A 20,281-nucleotide genomic window follows, 5' to 3' on the forward strand; every position below is an offset into this window, starting at 1 on the left:
CATATTTTTTGCCCTTGCCGGAAGCCTGAACGCGACATAGTCTTCCAATTGCGTGCATAAATCCCATTTCGTCGTCTGGAGCAACCATGACCCTTCAGGGAATCCCTGCCGGAGCCCCGTGCTGGATTGATCTAATGACTTCAGATTTGGAGAAGTCCAAAGAGTTCTACACGGCTTTGTTCGGCTGGACCTACCTGGTGGGGGACGAGAAAAAGTACGCAGGCTACACCACGGCCTTCAAGGACGGCCTGCTCGTTGCAGGTTTCATGCAATGCCGGGAGTACAGCAACGGCCACCCCGACCTGTGGACCACTTATCTGCGCGTGGACAACATCTTTGAGTCGCTGGAAGCCGCCAAGAATGCCGGCGCCATCGTCTACCTTGAGCCTCGGGAAATCCCTCAGCAGGGCAAAAGGGCCATCCTGGCTGATCCGGGCGGGGCCCCCACGGGGCTGTGGGAGTTGGGCGGCCACACCGGCTTCCAGGCGCATGAAGAAACTGGGGCCTCCGCCTGGCATGAGCTGCACAGCAAGGACTACGACGCCACCGTCCAGTTTTACGCGGAAGTCTTCGGCCTGAAAACCACCGTCATGAGCGATACCGCCGAGTTCCGCTACACGAATCTTGTCGACGGCGAAAGGGAGCTGGCTGGCATCATGGACGCCGCCGCGTACCTCCCGCACGAGGCTCCGTCCAGTTGGCATGTGTACTTCCAGACGGACGACGTCGACGCCGCCATTGCGAAGGCCCTCACCTTGGGTGCCACCGTGGTCAACGCCGCCGAGGATTCCCCCTACGGCCGGGTTGCCGGGCTCACCGACTGCACCGGGGCCCTGTTCAAGCTGGTCCAGCCATTCGCCTAATAGCCGGGGAACCGCCCCCACCGTGCGCCGGTCCGGTACTCAGCTGCCTGGCTCAACCAAACCTGTTTCGTAGGACAGCACCACTGCTTGCACCCTGTCACGAAGCCCAAGTTTTGTCAGGATTTTACTGACGTGCGTCTTCACGGTCTGTTGTGCAATGAAGAGCTGGGTGGCAATCTCCTGGTTCGAGAATCCGCGGCCCACGAGTCGCATGACCTCAAGTTCCCTGTCAGTGAGGCTTTCAAGACGGTCCTGGGAAAGCACCGGCCGCGTCCCTGAAACGGCAAACTGTTCGATCAGCCTCTTCGTGACGGACGGTGCAAGCAAACCGTCACCGGAGGCCACGATCCGCACCGCAGCCACCAGCTCTTCCGCCAGTGCGTCCTTGAGTAGGAAACCACTGGCGCCCAGACGCAGCGCGTCGTAGATGTAGTCGTCGGCGTCGAAGGTGGTCAGCATGAGTACGTGGGTTGAGTCCTCATCAGAATCAGATGCGTTTGAGTGGGCGAGGATTTGCCGTGCTGCTTCCAGCCCATCCATGACAGGCATGCGGACATCCATCAACACCACGTTGGGACGGCATGCAGCAGCCATTTCCACTGCTTGGGCGCCATTCTCGGCCTGGCCCACCACTTCAATGTCGTGTTGGGCGGCCAACAGGGCCGCGAATCCTTCACGGACCATGGCTTGATCGTCCACAACAAGTACTGTGATGCTCATGAGTGGGCGCTTCCCTTACTGTTGCGTGACGTTATTGTGTTGGCGTTCAGAGGCAGCCTTGCGGTGACGGAAAAGCCGCCGTCAACCGTGGCTTCGCAAATGACTGAACCCCCCACAATGTCGGCTCGCTCGCGCATCCCGATCAGGCCCTGCCCCAAGTGCGGTCCCCTGTCCAGCTGGGCCATGATCGCCCCCACTGCGGAGCTTGAATTGACCACCGAGATGGCCAGCTTGCTTGCCCCGACGGCGAAGTTCACCCGCACTGTCGCCCCGGGGGCATGCCGGATGACGTTACTCAGTGCCTCCTGAACAATTCTGTAGGCAGTCAGGGCGATCACCTCACCGATCTCGTGCTTGTCGACGTCGGGCAGTACGGGCTCCTCGATGTGGATCCCCGCAGAGCGTGCTGAGGCGAATAACCGAGGCAAATCTGCCAACGTGGGCTGAGGGCCCAGCTCCCGCCCTGCTTCGGCGTTGCGCAGGGAACCAAGCATGCTGCGCATCTCCATCATGGCGCGCCGGGAGTTCACGGCAATGTCGTCAAACTCCTTGGCCAGTTCCGGGCTCAGGCCCGGGTGGCGGTAGCTGGCGGTGGTTGCCTGTACCACTACCACCGACATGCCGTGCGCCACGACGTCGTGCAGTTCACGTGCTATGCGGGTTCGTTCCTCGGCCAAGCGCCGTCGTGACAGTTCCTCCGCGCTGACTGTTCGCTCTGCCGCCAGTTCAACACGTAAATGCTGCCACTGCTGGGCCACAACGGAAGCCATCATGAGCCCGCCTGCCACAGCCGCAAAGATCACCACATTTGTTTGAGCACCCGTCGTCTGTCCCTCTGGCATGCTCAGGTAGTTTGCAACAACGCCCACCATGACACTGCTCAACCAGGCCGCAGCGGGAACCATCCAGTGCGAACGAAGTCCGGCCACACAGATGACGAGAACTTGGGTGATCATGGCAACAACGCTGAAAGGCATGGGCGCTGCACCAATGGGATCGGAGACGAGCGGCATGACGGCAAGGGGCGCCAGCGAGACGATCACCCCGGCCACCGGGCGCGCTGCAGTAAGTCCCAGCGAAGCTGAATGGAGGATCGCCATGCCAAGCGCAAACGGCAGGGCCATCTGATACAGGCCCATGTTCAGCGGCGCCCCCACGGCAAGCAGCGCAATACAGACCACTGCCGTGCCCAGCCAAACCCAGCTGATCCCTTTCAACCGCCACAAGTGCGCGGTGCTGAAAGGGGTGGCATTCACCTCGGCAACGCCTCCACTGCCGCCTTCGGCAAGCGCCGCCGCAGCGGTTCCGGCAGCAGCAGTGCCCGACGCAACAGCGTCCGTCCCTGTGCCCTTAGCCGTTTTCATGTCGGTCGACGAGTGCTTCCGTCGTCAGTTCCGCAGTGGGGCCGTCCGCATCCAAGCCGGTCAGGCCACCTGCCGGGGCACCGGACCATTGTTGGATCTGCCAGCCTCCGGGTGCCGCACTGCCTCTTGGTTCTCCGTCAAGCACCACAAAACCGGTGTTCGAGAGGTCGTGGAACTGAGTGGACGCCCAGTCCATGTTCATGCCCCGGTGCCCTGCCCAGAAGCGGATCATTGCCCCGTGACTGACCATGGCCACGGCTTGATGAGCCTGGGCGGCCTCTTCAACCACGGCGTCAAAGCGTTCAAGCACGTCATATCCGGTGTCAGCTCCTGGCATCCGTACCGACAAGTCGCCCGTCAGCCAGGACTTCAGTGCTGCAAGGTACGCCTCGATCGAGGGGATATCGCCCTTCATTTCAAGCTCGCCGGCACTGATCTCGCGCAGCCCGTCACGCACCAGCGGGTCAAGGCCGCGTGCGGCTGCCAGCGGGGCAGCGGTCAGTGCCGTGCGGGTGAGGTTGGAGATGTAGAGGGCCTCGATGCTCTGCTCGGCAACGGCATTGGGCACCGCAGCGGCCTGCAGTTCGCCCAGCCGCGTCAAACCGGGGCCTGGGACCGCGGTGTCTAGGAGGCTGTGGACGTTGTTGGGTGTCTGGCCGTGCCGGATCAAGATCAGTCGCATGCTTCCATTCTGTCCTACCGGGCTGGGGGATGCGCGGGAATTGGGGGCCGGTGTGGCGGTTCAAGGGGGTGCGTCGTCCTGCCGGACACTCAGGGCAGGGGCCTTCCAGCCATCTTTTCCAAGCGCGCAATGCGCTGTTCCATCGGCGGATGCGTGGAAAAGAGCTTGGCCGCTCCCGCCCCCTTGAACGGGTTGGCGATCATCAAGTGGCTGGTGTTGACCAGGTTTTGCTCTTGCGGCAGGGGCGCCCGCTGAACCCCAAGTTCCAGTTTCCTAAGCGCGGAGGCCAAGGCCAGGGGGTCGTCGGTCAGGTGAGCACCGTCCTCGTCCGCATCATATTCACGGTGCGGCTGATGGCCAGCTGGATCAGGGAGGCAGCCATCGGTGCCAGCAGCGCCATGGCGATCATGGCCAGCGGGTTGGCGTTGCGGCGGTCCCCTCCAAAGAACAGCATCATCTGGGCCACCGAGGTGATGATGCCGGCCACCGCTGCCGCCACGGAGGAGGTGAGGATGTCCCTGTTGTAGACGTGCATGAGTTCGTGCCCCAGCACACCGCGCAGTTCGCGCTCATCCAAGAGGTTCAGGATGCCTTCGGTGCAGCACACTGCGGCATTTTCGGGGTTGCGGCCGGTGGCAAAGGCGTTGGGCGCCTGGGTGGGTGAGATGTAGATGGTGGGCATGGGCTGGTTCGCCTTGACGGAGAGTTCACGGACAATCCTGTAGATGCCCGGCGCCTGTGTTTCCGTGACGGGGTAGGCCTGCATGGAACGGATGGCTATCTTCCCGCTGTTCCAATACCCATACGCCGTGGTGACCACGCCAATGAGGGCAAAAATCCACAGCGGTGCGGCACTGCCGCTGCCCGCCGCGATAAGCGCCCCGATCCCCAACAGTACGGCCCACAAAACGCCAAAGAGCCCCACCGTCTTGAGTCCGTTGTAATGCCTGCGCACTTTCGTGTCCTTTCACTGGCTGCCTGCACACCTTTAAACGCGCCCACGCAGGTCCTGGTTCCCACCCAAGGGTCTCGGTTCAGGGCTGTGGGTTGCGTGCGTCGTAGCGCAGGAAGCCACGCTGCCACGACGCCAAGGCCCAGACCGCGGCGATGCACAGCAGTCCCCCTGCCACGGCGGCCCAGCCTTCGCCCAGCCAGGATCCGGTGGTCCCGGAAAACACGTCGCCCAGGCGGGGCCCGCCGGTGACCACCACCACAAAAATTCCCTGCAACCGCCCGCGCAGGTGGTCGGGAGTGGCGGATTGCAAGATGGTGGAGCGGAACACGGCGCTGACGGTGTCCGCGACACCTGCCACCACCAGTGCGGCGACGGCGCCAACAAGCCATGGCGAGATCACGCCGTCGTGCGTGTGGCCGCCCGCCAAAACTGTGCCGCCCAAGCCCACAATGGCTGTACCCCACAGTGTGATGGACCAAACCACTGCCAAGCCCTGGCGCTGAATCCCGCCCAATGGTCCGGAGAACATGGCGGCCAAGAACGATCCGGCCGCAATGGAGGCCAGCAGGAGTCCGGCTGTTTGCTCCCCGCCGCCGAGCCACACCGCGCCGATGGCCGGAAGTAGCGCGCGCGGAAGGGCAAACACCATGGCGCACATGTCCACCAAAAATGTCATGCGCAGGTTATTCCGGGAGCCCAGGAACGCAAAGCCCTCCACCACAGATTTCAAGCCGGCGCGTTGCACCGTGCCGCCGTCCGTCCGCGCCAGGGGTGGCAGCGGCGGGAGCTTGAACAGCGCCCACAGCGATGCCGTAAACGTGAGCACGTCGATGGTGTAGGTCCAGCCGTAGCCCACCTTGGCCACTAAAACACCTGCCATCAGGGGCCCAATGGTGGTTCCCAGCCCCATGACGATCATGCTCAGCGCATTGGCCGAGGGCAGCAGTTCAAGGCGCACCAGCCGAGGCACAATGGCGCTGCGCGCCGAACCGTTCACCCCTGCCGCCCCGGACTGCACGGCGATGAGCCCGTAGAGCAGCCAGACGTTGCCCAAGCCCAGCCAGGCCTGCAGCGCGATGCAGATGGTGACAAGCCACAGGACCGTGGAGGAGCTCAGTGCCACCTTGCGGCGGTCGTGGGTGTCGGCGATGGCCCCGCCGTACAGTCCGGCAAACACCAGCGGCCCCAGCGCGGCCAGTCCGAGCATGCCCACGGACAGCGTGGAGCCGGTGAGGTCATAAACTTCAAGGCTCACGGCCACCACGGTCAGCTGCGTGCCAATGGAGGAGAGCCCGTTGCCCAGCCACAGCCGCCTGAAAGCCGGGCTCTCGCGCAGCGGGGTGATGTCGGCAAGGATTCTTGGCACGAATACAGCCTAGTCCTGGCGGGGAATCATCTCAGTTATGCTGGCAAGGAAGCCATCGGGCAAGCAGGAATTGGGGGACGTCGATGCCACAGCCACGCAGCCACCTGTGTTCCTCCACGTTTTGGAGTGTTCGGCGCCCCAAATTGACCTTGACCGAAGCACACTTTGTGCTTCGTCTCAATGATCCCTCACTCGCCTTTGACGTCGAATCGGCCACTGATCTGCTGCGCTGCTATGGCCATTTACGCAGTGCCCTGATCGAGCTAAGGGGCGCCACTGCCGCGCAGCTCTACCTGGCTTTGAATTGGCAGCCAGTGGGCGACGCCCTGGGAGAACCCGTCGCGGAGACATCCACCCCGTCCCTACACGTCTTCTTCACCCTGCCTGGAAGCACGACGGCGGCCTCCGCACTCTCGCGCCCTGCCCACGTACGCCCGGCGGCGGGGAACACCGAAGAACTTGACGAGCAGCTACGCCGCTGGCAGGGCGGTAAGGTCGCATCCACGCCCAGCCACGACAAAAGGCCGGAGCCTAAACCGGAACAGGGGCCCGAGCCGGAGCAACCTTCTGCGACCATGCACGAGCAACACCGGCTGGCGCTTGCGTGGGAGTCGCGCGCATTCCACGTCGAACCCTCACGCCAGCCACCCGGCACACCGTTCCGGGGAGGCCACTGGACGGGCGTCCCACGGCAGCCCGTCGCAAGCCTCGATGAGACCTCTCCTGCCGCCTTGCTGGAACTGGCCCAAGGGATGGCCGTTCTTGCCTCTCACGCCCAGCCCGCCTTCGCCGGCGTGACCGTGTGGGTCTGCGACGACTGGGATTCGGCGGCACAGCAGACCTTCCACATCTTCGGCCGCCGGCACGGCGATGCCACACACCAGCTCGCAGCCTTTGTGACGGGCGGTGGCCTGAATGTGCCGCTTCCGGCGTCCTGGCACGGAAAAAGTGACGGGCCATCGCCTATTGTGGAGAAATGACCAATAACGCATCCCTCAACGAAGAGCAGACTGCCGAGGTCCTCGCCCTGGCCATGGACCTTGCCCGCGACGGTAAAACCACGGAGCTTGCCGAATTCCTCGACCACGGGCTGGCGATCGACGTCCAGGACCCCGAGGGCAACACCTTGCTGATGCTTGCCGCCTACAAGGGGAAGGCTGAAACCGTGGCCTTGCTGCTGGAGCGCGGCGCCAACGTGGACATCCGCAACGGCCGCGACCAGTCCCCGCTGGCCGGCGCCCTGTTCAAGGGAGAGGACGCCGTCTCCGCCCTCCTGATCGCTGCAGGTGCAGATCTCGACGCCGGAACCCCCTCCGCGCGAGCCGCCGCCGCCATGTTTGGCCGCGAGCACCTGCTGGGATAGTTCCCACTCCCCGCCACTCCCTCTCCCCCAACCCCATTCAGGACTTAACCAACGACGGCGGCACCAGGCCCACGCTGAACGCGTGAGTCGGGTGCCGCCGTCGAACGTGGCTGTGGTACTTGCCTAAGGACTAGGCCTTGGACGCCTGGTGGGCTTCGATGGCCGCACGGACACCTGCACCGTAGGCCGGGTCTGCCTGGGTGCAGTTGAAGATGTGGCGCTCGATGGTGGCCTGTGAGGCTCCGTCGATGGCGCGGGCGGTGTTCTCGAAGAGCACCTGGCGCTGGGCGTCGTCCATCTTCTCGCGGAACAGGATGCCGGGCTGCTCGAAGTAGTTGGCATCGTCTTCGCGGAAGTTGAAACGGTCTGCAGTGGCGCCAATGGCCAACGCCGGATCGGCGTATACAGGCTGCTCGGCCCATCGGCCGTAGGAGTTCGGCTCAATGCCGGGGGTGCGGCCCTGGTTGCCGTCAACGCGGCCCTGACCGTCACGGTGGTACGTGTTGGCAGTGGGGTTCTTCGGTGCGTTCACCGGGATCTGGTGGTGGTTCACACCGAGGCGGTAGCGCTGAGCGTCACCGTAGGAGAACAGGCGGCCCTGGAGCATTCGGTCCGGGGAGAAGCTGATGCCCGGAACAACGTTGGCCGGTGCGAACGCAGCCTGCTCAACGTCTGCATGGTAGTTCTCAGCGTTGCGGTTCAGTTCCCACTCGCCAACCTCGATCAGCGGGTAGTCTTCCTTGCTCCAGACCTTGGTGAGGTCGAACGGGTGGTACTTGTAGGTCTCTGCATCTGCTTCGGGCATGATCTGAACCATGAGCTTCCACTTGGGGAAGTCGCCGTTCTCGATCGAGTCGAAGAGGTCGCGCTGGCTGGACTCGCGGTCGGCTGCAACAAGTGCGCCAGCTTCTGCGTCAGTCAGGTTCTTGATGCCCTGCTGGGTGCGGTGGTGGAACTTGACCCAGAAACGCTCGCCTTCGGCGTTGATCAGGGAGAAGGTGTGTGAGCCGAAGCCGTGCATGTGGCGGTAGCTGGCGGGGATGCCGCGGTCGGACATGACGATCGTGACCTGGTGCAGGGACTCGGGGAGGTTGGTCCAGAAGTCCCAGTTGTTCTCGGCGCTGCGCATGTTGGTGCGCGGGTCGCGCTTGACGGCGCGGTTCAGGTCGGGGAACTTCAACGGGTCGCGGAAGAAGAACACGGGGGTGTTGTTGCCCACCAGGTCCCAGTTGCCCTCATCGGTGTAGAACTTCAGCGAGAAGCCGCGGATGTCGCGCTCGGCGTCGGCAGCGCCGCGCTCACCGGCAACGGTGGAGAAACGAGCAAACATTTCAGTCTGCTTGCCAACCTCGGAGAAGATGTTCGCCTTGGTGTACTTGGAGATGTCATTGGTGACCGTGAAGGTTCCGAAGGCACCTGAGCCCTTGGCGTGCATGCGACGCTCGGGGATGACCTCGCGGCTGAAGTGAGCCAGCTTCTCAAGGAACCAGACATCCTGCAACAGCAGGGGACCGCGGGGACCGGCGGTGAGGCTGTCCTGGTTGTTGGCAACTGGTGCGCCTGCGGCGGTGGTCAGCGGCGCGGTGTTTTCGATAGTCATGTTTACTATTCGCTCCTTGCGGTAGTGAGATCTTGTTCGTTCAGAAGTCTTTTGCTTGCGCAGTCTGGGCAAGTTCCCCAGTAGATGACCTCGGCTTCATCAATGCTGAAACCGTGGTTATTTGAGGCGTGCAGACAGGGTGCGTGGCCGACAGCGCAGTCGACGTCGGCAATGTCCCCACAGGTTCGGCACACAACGTGGTGGTGGTTGTCCCCCACCCTCGTTTCAAAGCGTGCCGGTGATCCTGCCGGTTCAATGCGGTGCACCAAGTTTGCCTCGACAAGAGCCGCCAAGACGTCATAGACGGCCTGCTTGGAAACGCTGCCCAATTCATTGCGCACCTCACCAATAATGGTGTCGGCATCGGCATGGGGATTGGAGCTGACCGTGTCCAGAACGGCAAGCCGGGGTCGCGTCACGCGCAGTGACACTGCTCGCAACATCTCTTCCGACCGCTGTTTGGTGACCATGTGTCAATTATGCAAGGTTTTCTGGACTCAGTCCAATTAGGCCGGCCTAAGCGGACGCCTTCCGTCCTCCACAGGTAAGGCACTGCGCCCTCCTGTACACAGGTTTTGCTCTGGCCATAGCGGCGCGTCCGCCGTTTCCCTAGGCTCGAGCCATGAACACGTTTACCGGAATTCCACCCGCGGCCCTTGAGTTTTATGCCGCTTTGGAACAGCACAACACCAAGGCCTGGTGGCTGGAACACAGGGACGCGTACGACGCCGATGTGCGCCTGCCACTGTTAGCCCTTCAAAGCAGTTTGCTGCCCAGATTTGGGCCAGGCAAGCTCTTCCGGCCCCACCGGGATGTGCGGTTCGCTGCGAACAAGGCACCGTACAAAACCGCTCAAGGCATGTTCTGCTCCAACTATGGGGAGGTGGGGTTCTACCTGCAGCTCGATGCTTCTGGGCTCTTGCTGGGCGGGGGCTGCCATTCCTTCCCTCCTGCACAGCTGTCCCGGTACCGTGCGGCCGTGGATGCCGCTGCAAGCGGATCTGCATTGGCGGCCATCGTTGCGGAGCTGGCGGCTACCGGATTCAGCGTTGAGGGCCAAGCCCTGAAGACCGTGCCGAGCCACTTCTCCAAGGATCACCCGCGTGCCGGACTTCTGAAGCACAAGACGCTGAGTGCCTCAATCCGGCTGGAGCGCTCCGAATGGTTGCATACGGCGGAAGCCGCGGAGCGAATCTCCGTGCAGTGGGAACTGCTGCGCCCGCTCGTCGATTGGCTGCTGCGTTACGCCGCCCCGTAATGAGGCGGGAATGCGAGTCAGACTGGGATGCGAGTCAGGCTGGAATGCGTTTGAGGTAGTAATGCATGGGCGCATGGCGCACCTTCGTGGGCACGAGGGGAACCAGTTTGGCTGCACTTCCGAAGAAGAGCCGCAGGAGTCTGTCACTGCGCGACGACCACGGCAGGGCATACATCTGGCGCACTTCCGGTGGGAGCATGCCTGCAGTCAAGAACCGTGCCAGCGGCATGGCAGCCCTGATCCACCAAGGTGCGGCTCTGGCCGCCAACAGTTCAGCGGCCACCGCCCTGACGGTGTCATCCACGTGCAGCTCTGCCAGCTGGTCTTCCCAATACACGGCAAAGTCGGCTCGTGACTTGGGCCAGAGTTCCGCCGGCATGCCCAGCGCTGTTCCCAGCACCGCGTAGCTGCGGTACACGGATTCCGCGTCGCTCTCAGCAAGCGCGGGGAACACGACGTCGTACGTCTGGCAGGCTGATTCATAAAGTGTCGCAGCTACCCACAATTGAAGGTGCGGGTCGGCGGCACTATAGGCAGGCACGTCGCCTGACGCTGCCCCCTTGACGGGCAGATGGGATCGTTGGACCTGCCGTTGCACTGTTTTTCTCTGCCCTGCCGTGCCGTTGCTCAGCGCGTAGATGTAGGCCAGCGTGCCGTGAAAACGCTTGAGCGGATCGCTGGCAAAGTTTGAGTGCCCCGCCACCCCATGCCCCACGGAAGGGTGGGCAAGCTGTAGCAGGATGGCACGGCCAGCCCCGGCAAGCAGCACCGATTCCGGTGCCACGTCCGCCAGGGTCATGGGTGTTGCCTTGTTCGCGTTCACGCTGCCAAGAATCTCATGTCGGAGGAGTTGGGCCGGCACAGCTAGCTGTTCACGCTCTGCCTTCCGCCCAACTTGGACTACTTTTTGGAGATGTTCACCATTTGCTCGCGCTCCACAACCTTGATGCGCTCGCGGTTGACCTCAATGCCGGGTTTCGGCTCGTAGCTTGCACCCAAATGCTTCTCATGGGCATCGAGCTTGTTCCATCCCTCCCACGTGGTGAATTCAATGCCACGGGATTCGAGCAGTTCGAGGATTTCGCCCTCACCAGGATGTTCCGGGACGGGCAGGCTGAGCCTGTCTTCGAGGAGGCACCCGATGGTCTCCAGCGCATCACCCTTGGTGCTGCCAATCAAACCTATCGGCCCCCGCTTTATCCAGCCTGTCGCGTAGAGGCCCGGCACCTGGGTGCCGTCAACGCCCAGCACGCGTCCGCCGTCGTTCGGGATGATGCCGCGGCGGGCATCAAAATGCACCTCCGGCAACTCAGAACCCAGATAGCCGACCGCGCGGTACACGGCCTGGACGGGATAGTCGATGAACTCACCTGTGCCACGCGCATTGCCCGTGCCGTCGAGTTCGTTGCGTTCAAAGCGAATGCCGGAGACGTGCCCGTCAGTTCCGGTGATTTCCAGGGGCGTGTGCAGGAAGTGCAGGTGAAGGCGGCGGGACGCGGCCACCCGGTTCGGATCATGCTCCTCGGCCAGCCAGTTCGTGAGCGTATTGACCATGATCTTGACCTGGTTGTTGCTCTTGACAGCAGCATCCGACGCCTCATCGAAGTCGAAGTCGTCGTCGTAGAGGACAATGTCCACATCGCGAGACTGGCTCAGTTCACGCAGCTCCAGCGGGGTGAACTTGACCTGGGCAGGCCCACGGCGCCCAAAGATGTGCACATCCGTCACCGGGGACGATTTCAGGCACGCGTACACGTTCTCCGGAATCTCGGTCGAGAGCAGGTCATCGGCGTGCTTGGACAACACGCGCGCCACGTCCAACGCCACATTGCCGTTGCCAATGACGGCCACTTCCTTGGCCTCCAGCGGCCATTCCCGCGGCACGTCAGGGTGGCCGTCGTACCAGGAGACAAAGTCGGCTCCGCCGTAGGACCCCTCCAACTCAATGCCGGGGATGTTCAGCTCCGCGTCCTTCGTGGCCCCTGTGGCAAAAATGACGGCATCATAGAACGAGCGGAGGTCGGCCAGGGCAACGTCCCTGCCATAGGTGACGTTGCCGAAGAAGCGGATGTCCCCGCGGTCCAGCACCTTGTGGAGAGCGTTGACAATGCCCTTGATGCGGGGGTGGTCAGGCGCCACGCCGTATCGGATCAAGCCGTAGGGTGCCGGTTGAGACTCGAAGATGTCGATGCGGACTTGAACCTCACCGCCGGTGACTTCCTGGGACTTCGTTAAAATGTCTGCTGCATAGACACCTGCCGGGCCGGAACCAATAATGGCAACGCGGAAGGGGCGGGCAACGCTCGAGTTAGCCAAGAAGAAGGTCCTTTCGAACGGTGAACCGCAACATCATGGAACGATCGTTGCGTGCGGGACGCGAATTAAGCACTGTTTTCATAGTCTAATTGGCAACCCGCTGCACGGGTAAGGGCCCGCGATTGAAAGTGACGAATCACTCATTGCGGCCAGACAGCGGCACTACCGTGGCTTTTAACCTACATCAGTGTTGTTATGTAGTTTGTGACACTTCGCCAACCTCGAATGAATAGTGCCTCCGGCAATCAAAAGAAGGCACCAAAGCCGGCCCGATCCACTGCCGCCTCCGGTGTGCTCTATGGGGTGGGAGCCTACGGCATTTGGGGCATGCTGCCCATCTATTTCATCTTGCTCGCACCCGCAAACAGTGTGGAAATTGTTGCCAACCGTGTGGTGTGGTCGGTGATTTTCTGTGCCCTCATCATCACCGCCGGCAAGGGATGGGGGAAATTTGCCACAGCGGTGCGAAACTGGCGCATCGTGTCCACCTTGGCCGTCGCCGGCGTCCTCATCGTCATCAACTGGCTCACATATGTGTTTGCCGTGACCACCGGCAGCGTGATCGAGGCGGCCCTTGGCTACTTCATCAACCCGCTGGTCTCCGTGCTCATCGGGGTGGTGGTCCTCAAGGAAAAACTGCGCCCCCTCCAATGGATGGCCGTGAGTGTTGGTTTTGTTGCAGTTGTGGTGTTGACCGTCAGTTACGGCAAGCTGCCCTGGATTGCCTTGGTGCTGGCTTTGAGTTTCGGCAGCTACGGCTTCGTCAAGAACCGGATGGGTGGCCAGGTTGACGCCATCACCAGCCTGAGCATTGAGACGGCCGTGCTGACGCCCTTCGCCATCGCCGCGATGTTGGTGCTGGCCGCGATCGGCCAGACAACATTGACCGGCATGGGAGCCAGCCACTTTTGGCTGCTTGCCTCCTCCGGCATCATTACGGCCGTACCCTTGCTGTTCTTCGGCGCTTCCGCCAGCAGGCTCTCCATGACGGGGATCGGGCTGCTGCAGTTCATGACTCCGCTGATCCAGTTCGTCGTGGCCATAGTCGTGCTTGGTGAGCACATGGGTTTGGAGCGCTGGATTGGATTCGCCGTAGTTTGGTTGGCCCTGGCCATCCTCATCACAGACATGTTGTTGAATTTCCGGCGCAACGCGCGGCTGCGAAAGTTTGCCCTTCTCCAAGCTTAGGAGAAGGGCAACACCCTAGATCCCCTGCCGTTGGAAGTCTCGTGGGACAACCACCATGGGCACCGGCAACGCACGCAGAATCTTGTTGGCGGTGGACCCCAGGAAGATCTTCCTGTTTTCTGCCAACCTGCTGGACCCGACAACAACGAGTTCGCCGGATTTCCACCCAATCCCGTCGATGGCTTCCTCAATATTGCGTCCGTGAGCGAGCGTGACGGTGACCTTTGTGTCTGGCAGTTTCGCCGCTGCCTTCGCCAAGACTGTGTTCACATGTTGCTTGGCCGGGCTCAAGGCATTGTCCAAATCAAAGTCGGATTGTTCCGTCTGGTCAATTTCGACTACCGAAACCAGCCGCAGTGGAACATGACGCCTGCCCGCAGCCGTGGTGCCCACGTCAAGCACCGCCTGCCACCCTTCCCGCATTCCTGTCATGACCGTCAGCCGGGTCAGCGGATCCCTGCGGTTGTATCCCCGGGGGGCCAAAGCCACCGGAACCGGCGAGGCATGCAAAAGTCCATTGGCCACCGAACCGACGGTAAACCGTTTGAAAAGACCGTTGCTGGCAGCACCGACCACAATCAGCGCCGCTTGATCCTCCTTGGCCGCGGCGATGAGGCCGTGAACAAAGGAATCCGCAACCCTGGTGGAAAATGTGGCGTTCACATCGTCGGGCACCATGAGCAGCGCCTGCTTCTCCATTTCTACGTCCGGAGACTTGCTGCCGTGAACAACATGGACAAGATGCAGCTCAGCGCCTTGGGTCCTGGCCACGACACCGGCGAGGGCAACGGCGTCGGCGCCTCGCTCATCGGGGCGGTATCCAACGATGTATTTCATGCTTTCAACCCTTCTTTGGGTGGCACGGCGCGCCGGATTCCCCGGCGTGCCGCTTGTACCACTGACTGTACAGCCCGGCCCTACTGCCGAACAGGGGCCGGTGGCTGCTGTTTCACGACCGGTGCCTACTCATTGGAATCCATGGCAAATTCAGATTCGGGGTCATTCCCAAACGCACCTCGAGGCGGTTTTGCGGCCATGACCCGCGCCGCCATCGCACACAACAGCGCAGCCGCAGCCACGGTGAGGAGCTGCGGTGAGGCCTGGTTCCAATATTGCATCCAGGACTGCAGCTGGATCTGTTGGTCCCCCTGCATGATGACGTCCGGCTGGCCTGTCGCCGGAAACAGCTGCGTCGAAAATGTGCCCAGCAGGCCCGCAACCAGCAGAACTGCGGCCGCACCCAGTGCCGCTGCACCCGAAGTTCTCCCGTTCGGGCGCACCACCACCAAAGCAGCGAGGATACCCAATGCAAGCAGGATCAGCGGATTGATGGACATGTTGAGAATGTATGGCCATTCAATGACAAAGTCAGCGTCATTGGACTGTTGGCTCTGCGAGTAGAACTGGTCCACAAAGAGGCGTGTTGACGCGAGAGCCAGCCACGCCAGCGCAGCCGCAACCAGACCCAGCACCAGAACTACCGCACGCAGCCAGTGCGACCACCGCGTATAGTGCCGGGCACCCATCATCAGCAGAAAGGCGAGCGCGGCAGCTCCGGGAACCAAGATCCACACCCCGGTGTCCACGAGGGCGATGCCCCAAGGCACCACCATCGGACCATGAAAATCATCCGAAGCAGTCGTTCTTGCCGTGGGCAATAGGAACTGCGCCGTCCAGCAGAACAAGCCTGCCGCAATGACCAGCACGGACGCTGCAAGTCCCTGCCGCCACGCCCTTCCGTTCCAATTGAGGCGAGGCCCTGACGCAAACCGCGGTGCATCCGGGGATGGTTCCGGGTCGACCGCAGGAAGGGTTTCAACGGATGTAGCGGCAGGAGGAGTCACTCTTTCTTCCTGCGCTTGCGCGGGAATGGATGGAATGGCCGGGTTGGCATCCTCCGATCCACGCTCAGGGATTTCAACTGGAAGTCTGTCTCCCCCTGGCTGAAACATTGCAGGGTACCGCTCATCAAATTCCAAGTTGCCCATCCCACCGTGCTGTCCGGTCCAAGAGAATATTGCTCCCAGCCTACCCAGCACAACATCCAAGCCGCGTCTGCATGGCTTGGGACCGGCACCTCCAATATCCCAACGCCAATACCCACCGTTCTCGGCAATGAAGGCGCTTTGAAACCGCAAAAAGTACTAGACGGCGGCGCGGATTGCCTCACAGAGGACGTCGAGGCCGTCTGCGAGCAGTTCCTCGCTGATGACCAGCGGCGGAAGCAGCCGGATCACATTGCCGTAGGTGCCGCAGGTCAGGATGATGACCCCGGCCTGAAGACAGGCGGCCGCGATCGCCTTGGCAGCCTCGGCATTGATTTCCTTGGTGGTGTTGGCGGTGCCGGGCTTCACCAGTTCAATGGCCATCATGGCTCCGCGGCCGCGAATGTCACCGATGATGCTTGCCTCACCCATTTCCGTCACGAGTGCCTCGAAACGGTCGGTCACGATCTTCTCGATGGTCTGGGCACGGCCGTTGAGGTCGTACTCCTTCATCGACTTGATCGCAGCCAGCGATGCAGCGCAGGCGAGCGGGTTGCCGCCGTAGGTTCCGCCAAGGCCACCGGGGTGCACGGCGTCCATGAGGTCGGCGCGGCCGGTGATGGCGGAGAGCGGCAGTCCTCCAGCGATGCCCTTGGCCATGGTGATGATGTCCGGGACCACTCCTTCGTGTTCGCTGGCGAACCATTCCCCCGTACGGCAGAAACCGGACTGGACCTCGTCGGCGATGAAGACGACGCCGTTTTCCTTGGCCCAGTTGGCCAGCGTCGGCAGGAAGCCGTCCGCGGGGACAATGAAGCCACCTTCGCCCTGGATGGGTTCGATCAGGATGGCGGCCACGGAGGCGGCACCGATCTGCTTTTCAATCATGCTGATGGCGCGGCGAGCAGCGTCCTGGCCCTTGATCTCGGATTCCTCGCGGTACGGGTAGCTCATGGGCACGCGGTAGATCTCAGGGGCGAACGGGCCGAAGTTAGTCTTGTACGGCATGGCCTTGGCGGTCAGCGCCATGGTCAGGTTGGTGCGGCCGTGGTAGGCGTGGTCGAAGGCGACAATGGCGTCGCGGCCAGTGGCCAGGCGCGCCACCTTCACAGCGTTTTCCACGGCTTCGGCGCCGGAGTTGAACAGCACTGTGCGCTTCTCATGAGTACCGGGGGTGAGAGCGTTCAGCTCTTCGGCGACTGCCACATAGCTTTCATAGGGGGTGACCATGAAGCACGTGTGGGTGAAGTGGCCCACCTGCTCACGAACGGCTTCCACCACATTGGCGTCGGAGGCGCCCACTGAGGTGACGGCGATGCCCGAGCCCAGGTCGATAAAGGAGTTGCCATCCACATCGGTGATGATGCCGCCGTCGGCGTCCGCAACGTACACCGGGACGCTGGAGGCCACCCCGCCTGCCACGACTGCCTTGCGGCGGGCGTCGAGGTCCACTGACTTCGGACCCGGGAAGGTCCCCAAAATCTGGCGCTTTTGGGCAAGACGGTACTGAATATCTGTCATGATATTCCTTTCAACGTGGTCAAAATGGGAACTGCTGAGTGGCAAGCTAAGGCGTTTTAGGCCTCCAGATTGCTCATGACGTGCTTGATGCGTGTGTAGTCTTCGACGCCGTAAATGGACAGGTCCTTGCCATAGCCGGACTGCTTGAACCCACCGTGCGGCATCTCTGCGGTGAGCATGATGTGGGTGTTGATCCACACGGCACCGAAATCCAGGTCGCGGGAGACGCGCATGGCAACACCGTGATTTGAGGTCCACACACTGGAAGCAAGGGCATACTCGACGTCGTTGGCCATCTCGACGGCTTCTTCTTCGGTCTTGAAGCTCTGGACCGTAATGACGGGACCAAACGTTTCCTGCTGCACAATGTCGTCGGTCTGCTTGACGCCGTCAACCACCGTGGCTTCAAAGAAGAAGCCCTTGTCGCCCACACGCTTGCCGCCGGTCACAACGGTTGCGTAGTCGGGGATGTTCTCGACAACCTTCACCACCTGGTTGAAGTGGTTGACGTTGTTCAGCGGGCCGAAGTAGTTCTTGGTGTCGTCCTCAAGGCCGGTTTCCAGCCCCTTGGTCGCCGTGGCCAGAGCCGAGACGAACTCGTCGTGGGCTGACTCTTCCACCAGTACGCGGGTGATGGCGGTGCAGTCCTGGCCGGCGTTGAAAAAGGAGTACTCGGCAATTTCCTGGGCCGTCTTGCCCAGGTTGGCGTCGGCGAAAACAATGGCCGGAGCCTTGCCGCCCAGTTCCAGGTGTGCGCGCTTGAGTCCCTTGGCTGCACCCGTGGCAACGGCAATGCCTGCCCGGACTGATCCGGTGATGGAGACCATGGCAGGGGTTTTGTGCTCAACCATGGCAGCGCCCGTGCCACCGTTGCCCAACACGAAGTTCAGCACGCCGGCAGGGACAATGCCCTTGGTGATATCGGCAAACACCAGCGTGCTTTCCGGCGTGGTGTCACTAGGTTTGAGCACCACGGTGTTGCCGGCGGCCAGTGCCGGGCCGATCTTCCAAATGAGCATGAGGAACGGATAGTTCCACGGAGTTACCTGGGCAATGACGCCCACAGGTTCACGGCGCACATAAGACGTGAAGTTTTCCATGTATTCGCCGGCGGAGCGGCCCTCCATGAGGCGTGCCGCACCGGCAAAGAAGCGCAGCTGGTCGGCGCCTGCTGCCACTTCTTCGGAAGCGATCATGGCCTTGACTTGGCCGGTGTTGCGGTGCTGGGCCTCCACGAGTTCATCGCTGCGCGCCTCCACGGCGTCGGCAAGTTTGAGCAGCACGCTCTGGCGCTGGCTAGGCGTGGCATGCTTCCACGTCTTGAACGCAGTGGCCGCAGCTTCCATGGCAGCATCCACATCCGCTTGGCTGGAGATGGGCGCCTTCGCCACAATCTCGCCATTGCTGGGATTGACCAAGTCAAGGGAATCTGTCCCCGTAACGGGAACGAACTCACCATTGATGAAGTTCTGCAAGGTTTGGACCACGGTGTTCAACCTCTTTAGCTCGATGTGGGCGCCGCGGATTCAACGCCGTACATGCGCTAGCCTAAGCCAGCACACCTGACAAAGAGAATGGCCAAGTGCACCATGGCAATTGTGTGCATAGTGCGTTTGTATAGTTGTGTCATGGCACTTTCCTTGGCAGACCTGCTTGTCACTCCCGGCTTGTCCCTGAAGAACATGGGCTCGGTGCGGACTCCACTCACGGCCACGATCGACTGGGTCGCCGTCACCGAGCTTGAGAATCCGCAGTCGTTCCTCAGCGGCGGGGAGCTCGTGCTGACCACCGGCGCTCGGCAGGGCACTGCCGACGCACAGCGTTCCTTTGTCCGGCAGATCAAGCGTGCGGGCGCCGTCGGCATTGGTTTTGGCATTGGGTTCGAGCATGATTCAGTGCCGGCAGCCCTGCTGGCCGAGGCAAACCGTTGGGCCGTTCCGGTGGTGGAGGTCCCGTACAGCACCCCTTTCATCGCCATTGGCAAGCTGGTGGCCGACGCCCGGTCATCGGATCACTTGACCAAGCTCGAGCGGTTGCTGCGCGAGCACCAGCTGCTGGCGCGGGCGCTGCTTACGGGCGGTGGGCTGCCGGCCTTGCTGAAAAAACTGGCCGCCATGGTTGCAGCAGATCTTGTGGTCACCCAGTATGGTGCCGAAGTTGCTGCCACAGCTCCGGGCACTACCCCGGACGACGGCGATTGGCATGCAGTTGCGCTGGCCACGGGCAAGCGCGACTCCAGCACGTTGTGGCTGCGCAAGCCCTTCCACGACGACGGGATTCTCGACTACGCACGCGGGCTCATCAGCATTGAACTGAACAACTTGGTGCAACGCAGGCAAAGTGCACGGCAGATCGCCGGCCAGGCCATCTCCGACATCATCCGCGGCACGCTGGACGCCGCAGACTCCGCTGCACGCCTGGAAAATCTTGGCATTGCCCCGGCTGCCAAGAATTTTGTGCTGCTGGTAGGCACCGACGAAGGAAAGTTTGCCACCATCTCCTCCATGCCGCTGCCGGCAGGGTTGGATTCAGCAGTAGCCGCCACAACCCACACGGAAGGCCGGCAGGAACTGCTGCTTGTAGTACCCACCCAGGCCGGTGACCCCGCCAGTCTGGGCCGGGCGTTGAGCCACCAGATGCACAATGTTGGCGTTTCCGCACCGGTCGGGATCGGCGGCTCGTATTCCCAAGCCAACGGCTTGCGTTGGAGCTACTTTGAGGCACGAGAGGCTGCCACACGGGGCTTGGAGGTCAATGTTCCGGAAAGGCTGAGCCTGACATCGCTGCTGTTGGCCAGCGAGGACGTGCCCATGGCTGATATGGCCGCTGAAGCCTTGGGTCCGGTCATCACCTTCGATGCAACCCACGGCGCCGATTTGGTAGACACCTTGGAAACGTACTTACGGCTCAATGGCTCAGTGGCAGCCGTGGCAGAAGCCCTGGCCCTGCACCGAAACACGGTCCGCTACCGGCTGACCCAAATTGCGGAACTCACCGGATACGACCCGGCGCTGACGCCTGACCGCGTGCAGTTGTGGCTTGCCTTGGCCGTGCGTAGATTGTCACCGCCAGCCTGAGCCACAAAGAAAAGAGGGCCGCA

At 62.0% G+C, this 20,281-nt stretch carries 18 protein-coding genes and 1 pseudogene; 6 read left to right on the forward strand and 13 right to left on the reverse strand.

Annotated features, from left to right (window positions below):
- Positions 1–134: 134 nt before the first annotated feature.
- On the forward strand, positions 135–863 hold the full coding sequence (locus tag JMA46_RS00200) for a VOC family protein (RefSeq protein ID WP_247646928.1): 729 nt from the start codon (positions 135–137) through the stop codon (positions 861–863).
- Positions 864–902: 39 nt separating this feature from the next.
- Here JMA46_RS00200 and JMA46_RS00205 read toward each other — a convergent pair whose 3' ends face one another.
- The 5 genes and pseudogenes from JMA46_RS00205 to JMA46_RS00225 form a co-directional block, all read right to left on the reverse strand.
- Positions 903–1,583, reverse strand: coding sequence for a response regulator transcription factor (locus JMA46_RS00205; RefSeq protein WP_207343287.1), 681 nt, complete (start codon positions 1,581–1,583; stop codon positions 903–905).
- Entirely contained in the window at positions 1,580–2,947 is a 1,368-nt protein-coding gene (locus JMA46_RS00210; RefSeq protein ID WP_207343288.1) for a histidine kinase, read from the reverse strand. The genes JMA46_RS00205 and JMA46_RS00210 overlap by 4 nt, the downstream gene beginning before the upstream one ends.
- Positions 2,934–3,629 carry a histidine phosphatase family protein gene (locus JMA46_RS00215; protein WP_207343289.1) on the reverse strand — a complete coding sequence of 232 codons (696 nt, stop codon included), beginning with the start codon at positions 3,627–3,629 and terminating at the stop codon, positions 2,934–2,936. The genes JMA46_RS00210 and JMA46_RS00215 overlap by 14 nt, the downstream gene beginning before the upstream one ends.
- Before the next feature lie 89 nt (positions 3,630–3,718).
- A pseudogene (gene htpX / locus JMA46_RS00220) lies at positions 3,719–4,584 on the reverse strand (zinc metalloprotease HtpX).
- 79 nt (positions 4,585–4,663) lie between these two features.
- Entirely contained in the window at positions 4,664–5,950 is a 1,287-nt protein-coding gene (locus JMA46_RS00225) for an MFS transporter (protein WP_207343290.1), read from the reverse strand.
- A gap of 149 nt (positions 5,951–6,099) precedes the next feature.
- Here JMA46_RS00225 and JMA46_RS00230 point away from each other — a divergent pair, with 149 nt between their 5' ends.
- Both JMA46_RS00230 and JMA46_RS00235 read left to right on the forward strand, forming a co-directional pair.
- The gene (locus tag JMA46_RS00230; protein WP_207343291.1) at positions 6,100–6,930 is read left to right on the forward strand and encodes a hypothetical protein; all 831 of its coding nucleotides are present in this window, start codon (positions 6,100–6,102) and stop codon (positions 6,928–6,930) included.
- Complete coding sequence (locus JMA46_RS00235) at positions 6,927–7,313, forward strand: ankyrin repeat domain-containing protein (protein ID WP_207343292.1); 387 nt, start codon at positions 6,927–6,929, stop codon at positions 7,311–7,313. The genes JMA46_RS00230 and JMA46_RS00235 overlap by 4 nt, the downstream gene beginning before the upstream one ends.
- A 130-nt stretch (positions 7,314–7,443) precedes the next feature.
- Here the strand turns inward: JMA46_RS00235 and JMA46_RS00240 are convergent, their stop codons facing one another.
- Both JMA46_RS00240 and JMA46_RS00245 read right to left on the reverse strand, forming a co-directional pair.
- On the reverse strand, positions 7,444–8,913 hold the full coding sequence (locus JMA46_RS00240) for a catalase (RefSeq protein WP_207343293.1): 1,470 nt from the start codon (positions 8,911–8,913) through the stop codon (positions 7,444–7,446).
- Positions 8,914–8,918: 5 nt separating this feature from the next.
- Positions 8,919–9,383, reverse strand: coding sequence for a Fur family transcriptional regulator (locus tag JMA46_RS00245; protein WP_207343294.1), 465 nt, complete (start codon positions 9,381–9,383; stop codon positions 8,919–8,921).
- 152 nt (positions 9,384–9,535) lie between these two features.
- Here JMA46_RS00245 and JMA46_RS00250 point away from each other — a divergent pair, with 152 nt between their 5' ends.
- Positions 9,536–10,171 carry a DUF2461 domain-containing protein gene (locus JMA46_RS00250; RefSeq protein WP_207343295.1) on the forward strand — a complete coding sequence of 212 codons (636 nt, stop codon included), beginning with the start codon at positions 9,536–9,538 and terminating at the stop codon, positions 10,169–10,171.
- 34 nt (positions 10,172–10,205) lie between these two features.
- Here JMA46_RS00250 and JMA46_RS00255 read toward each other — a convergent pair whose 3' ends face one another.
- Positions 10,206–10,994 carry an oxygenase MpaB family protein gene (locus JMA46_RS00255; RefSeq protein ID WP_207343296.1) on the reverse strand — a complete coding sequence of 263 codons (789 nt, stop codon included), beginning with the start codon at positions 10,992–10,994 and terminating at the stop codon, positions 10,206–10,208.
- Between the two features lie 77 nt (positions 10,995–11,071).
- The gene (locus JMA46_RS00260; RefSeq protein ID WP_207343297.1) at positions 11,072–12,487 is read right to left on the reverse strand and encodes an FAD-dependent oxidoreductase; all 1,416 of its coding nucleotides are present in this window, start codon (positions 12,485–12,487) and stop codon (positions 11,072–11,074) included.
- Between the two features lie 225 nt (positions 12,488–12,712).
- Between JMA46_RS00260 and rarD the strand changes: the two genes are divergently transcribed.
- Entirely contained in the window at positions 12,713–13,675 is a 963-nt protein-coding gene (rarD, locus tag JMA46_RS00265; RefSeq protein WP_207343298.1) for an EamA family transporter RarD, read from the forward strand.
- A gap of 15 nt (positions 13,676–13,690) precedes the next feature.
- Here the strand turns inward: rarD and JMA46_RS00270 are convergent, their stop codons facing one another.
- The 4 genes from JMA46_RS00270 to JMA46_RS00285 all read right to left on the reverse strand — a co-directional run bounded on the left by JMA46_RS00270 (position 13,691) and on the right by JMA46_RS00285 (position 18,668).
- Positions 13,691–14,512: a universal stress protein gene (locus JMA46_RS00270; protein ID WP_207343299.1), complete on the reverse strand. Its 822-nt coding sequence runs from the start codon at positions 14,510–14,512 to the stop codon at positions 13,691–13,693.
- A 125-nt stretch (positions 14,513–14,637) separates the two neighbouring features.
- Positions 14,638–15,519 (reverse strand): hypothetical protein, encoded by an 882-nt coding sequence (locus JMA46_RS00275; protein WP_207343300.1) that lies wholly within the window; start codon positions 15,517–15,519, stop codon positions 14,638–14,640.
- Positions 15,520–15,819: 300 nt separating this feature from the next.
- Complete coding sequence (gene gabT / locus JMA46_RS00280) at positions 15,820–17,181, reverse strand: 4-aminobutyrate--2-oxoglutarate transaminase (protein ID WP_207343301.1); 1,362 nt, start codon at positions 17,179–17,181, stop codon at positions 15,820–15,822.
- A 56-nt stretch (positions 17,182–17,237) separates the two neighbouring features.
- Positions 17,238–18,668 carry an aminobutyraldehyde dehydrogenase gene (locus JMA46_RS00285; RefSeq protein ID WP_207343302.1) on the reverse strand — a complete coding sequence of 477 codons (1,431 nt, stop codon included), beginning with the start codon at positions 18,666–18,668 and terminating at the stop codon, positions 17,238–17,240.
- A gap of 141 nt (positions 18,669–18,809) precedes the next feature.
- On the opposite strand from JMA46_RS00285, the gene JMA46_RS00290 reads away from it, so the two are divergent.
- Entirely contained in the window at positions 18,810–20,258 is a 1,449-nt protein-coding gene (locus JMA46_RS00290; RefSeq protein ID WP_207343303.1) for a PucR family transcriptional regulator, read from the forward strand.
- Positions 20,259–20,281 lie beyond the last annotated feature (23 nt).

Source organism: Arthrobacter sp. E3, assembly GCF_017353415.1.
In the GTDB taxonomy this organism is placed as follows: domain Bacteria; phylum Actinomycetota; class Actinomycetes; order Actinomycetales; family Micrococcaceae; genus Specibacter.

Bases quoted from the DNA above. Each gene is read 5' to 3' on its own strand.
- JMA46_RS00200 (WP_247646928.1), top strand. From the start codon at position 135: ATGACTTCAGATTTGGAGAAGTCCAAAGAGTTCTACACGGCTTTGTTC.
- JMA46_RS00240 (WP_207343293.1), bottom strand. From the start codon at position 8,913: ATGACTATCGAAAACACCGCGCCGCTGACCACCGCCGCAGGCGCACCA.
- JMA46_RS00215 (WP_207343289.1), bottom strand. From the start codon at position 3,629: ATGCGACTGATCTTGATCCGGCACGGCCAGACACCCAACAACGTCCAC.
- JMA46_RS00245 (WP_207343294.1), bottom strand. From the start codon at position 9,383: ATGGTCACCAAACAGCGGTCGGAAGAGATGTTGCGAGCAGTGTCACTG.
- gabT (WP_207343301.1), bottom strand. From the start codon at position 17,181: ATGACAGATATTCAGTACCGTCTTGCCCAAAAGCGCCAGATTTTGGGG.
- JMA46_RS00270 (WP_207343299.1), bottom strand. From the start codon at position 14,512: ATGAAATACATCGTTGGATACCGCCCCGATGAGCGAGGCGCCGACGCC.
- JMA46_RS00250 (WP_207343295.1), top strand. From the start codon at position 9,536: ATGAACACGTTTACCGGAATTCCACCCGCGGCCCTTGAGTTTTATGCC.
- JMA46_RS00205 (WP_207343287.1), bottom strand. From the start codon at position 1,583: ATGAGCATCACAGTACTTGTTGTGGACGATCAAGCCATGGTCCGTGAA.
- JMA46_RS00235 (WP_207343292.1), top strand. From the start codon at position 6,927: ATGACCAATAACGCATCCCTCAACGAAGAGCAGACTGCCGAGGTCCTC.
- rarD (WP_207343298.1), top strand. From the start codon at position 12,713: ATGAATAGTGCCTCCGGCAATCAAAAGAAGGCACCAAAGCCGGCCCGA.
- JMA46_RS00210 (WP_207343288.1), bottom strand. From the start codon at position 2,947: ATGAAAACGGCTAAGGGCACAGGGACGGACGCTGTTGCGTCGGGCACT.
- JMA46_RS00290 (WP_207343303.1), top strand. From the start codon at position 18,810: ATGGCACTTTCCTTGGCAGACCTGCTTGTCACTCCCGGCTTGTCCCTG.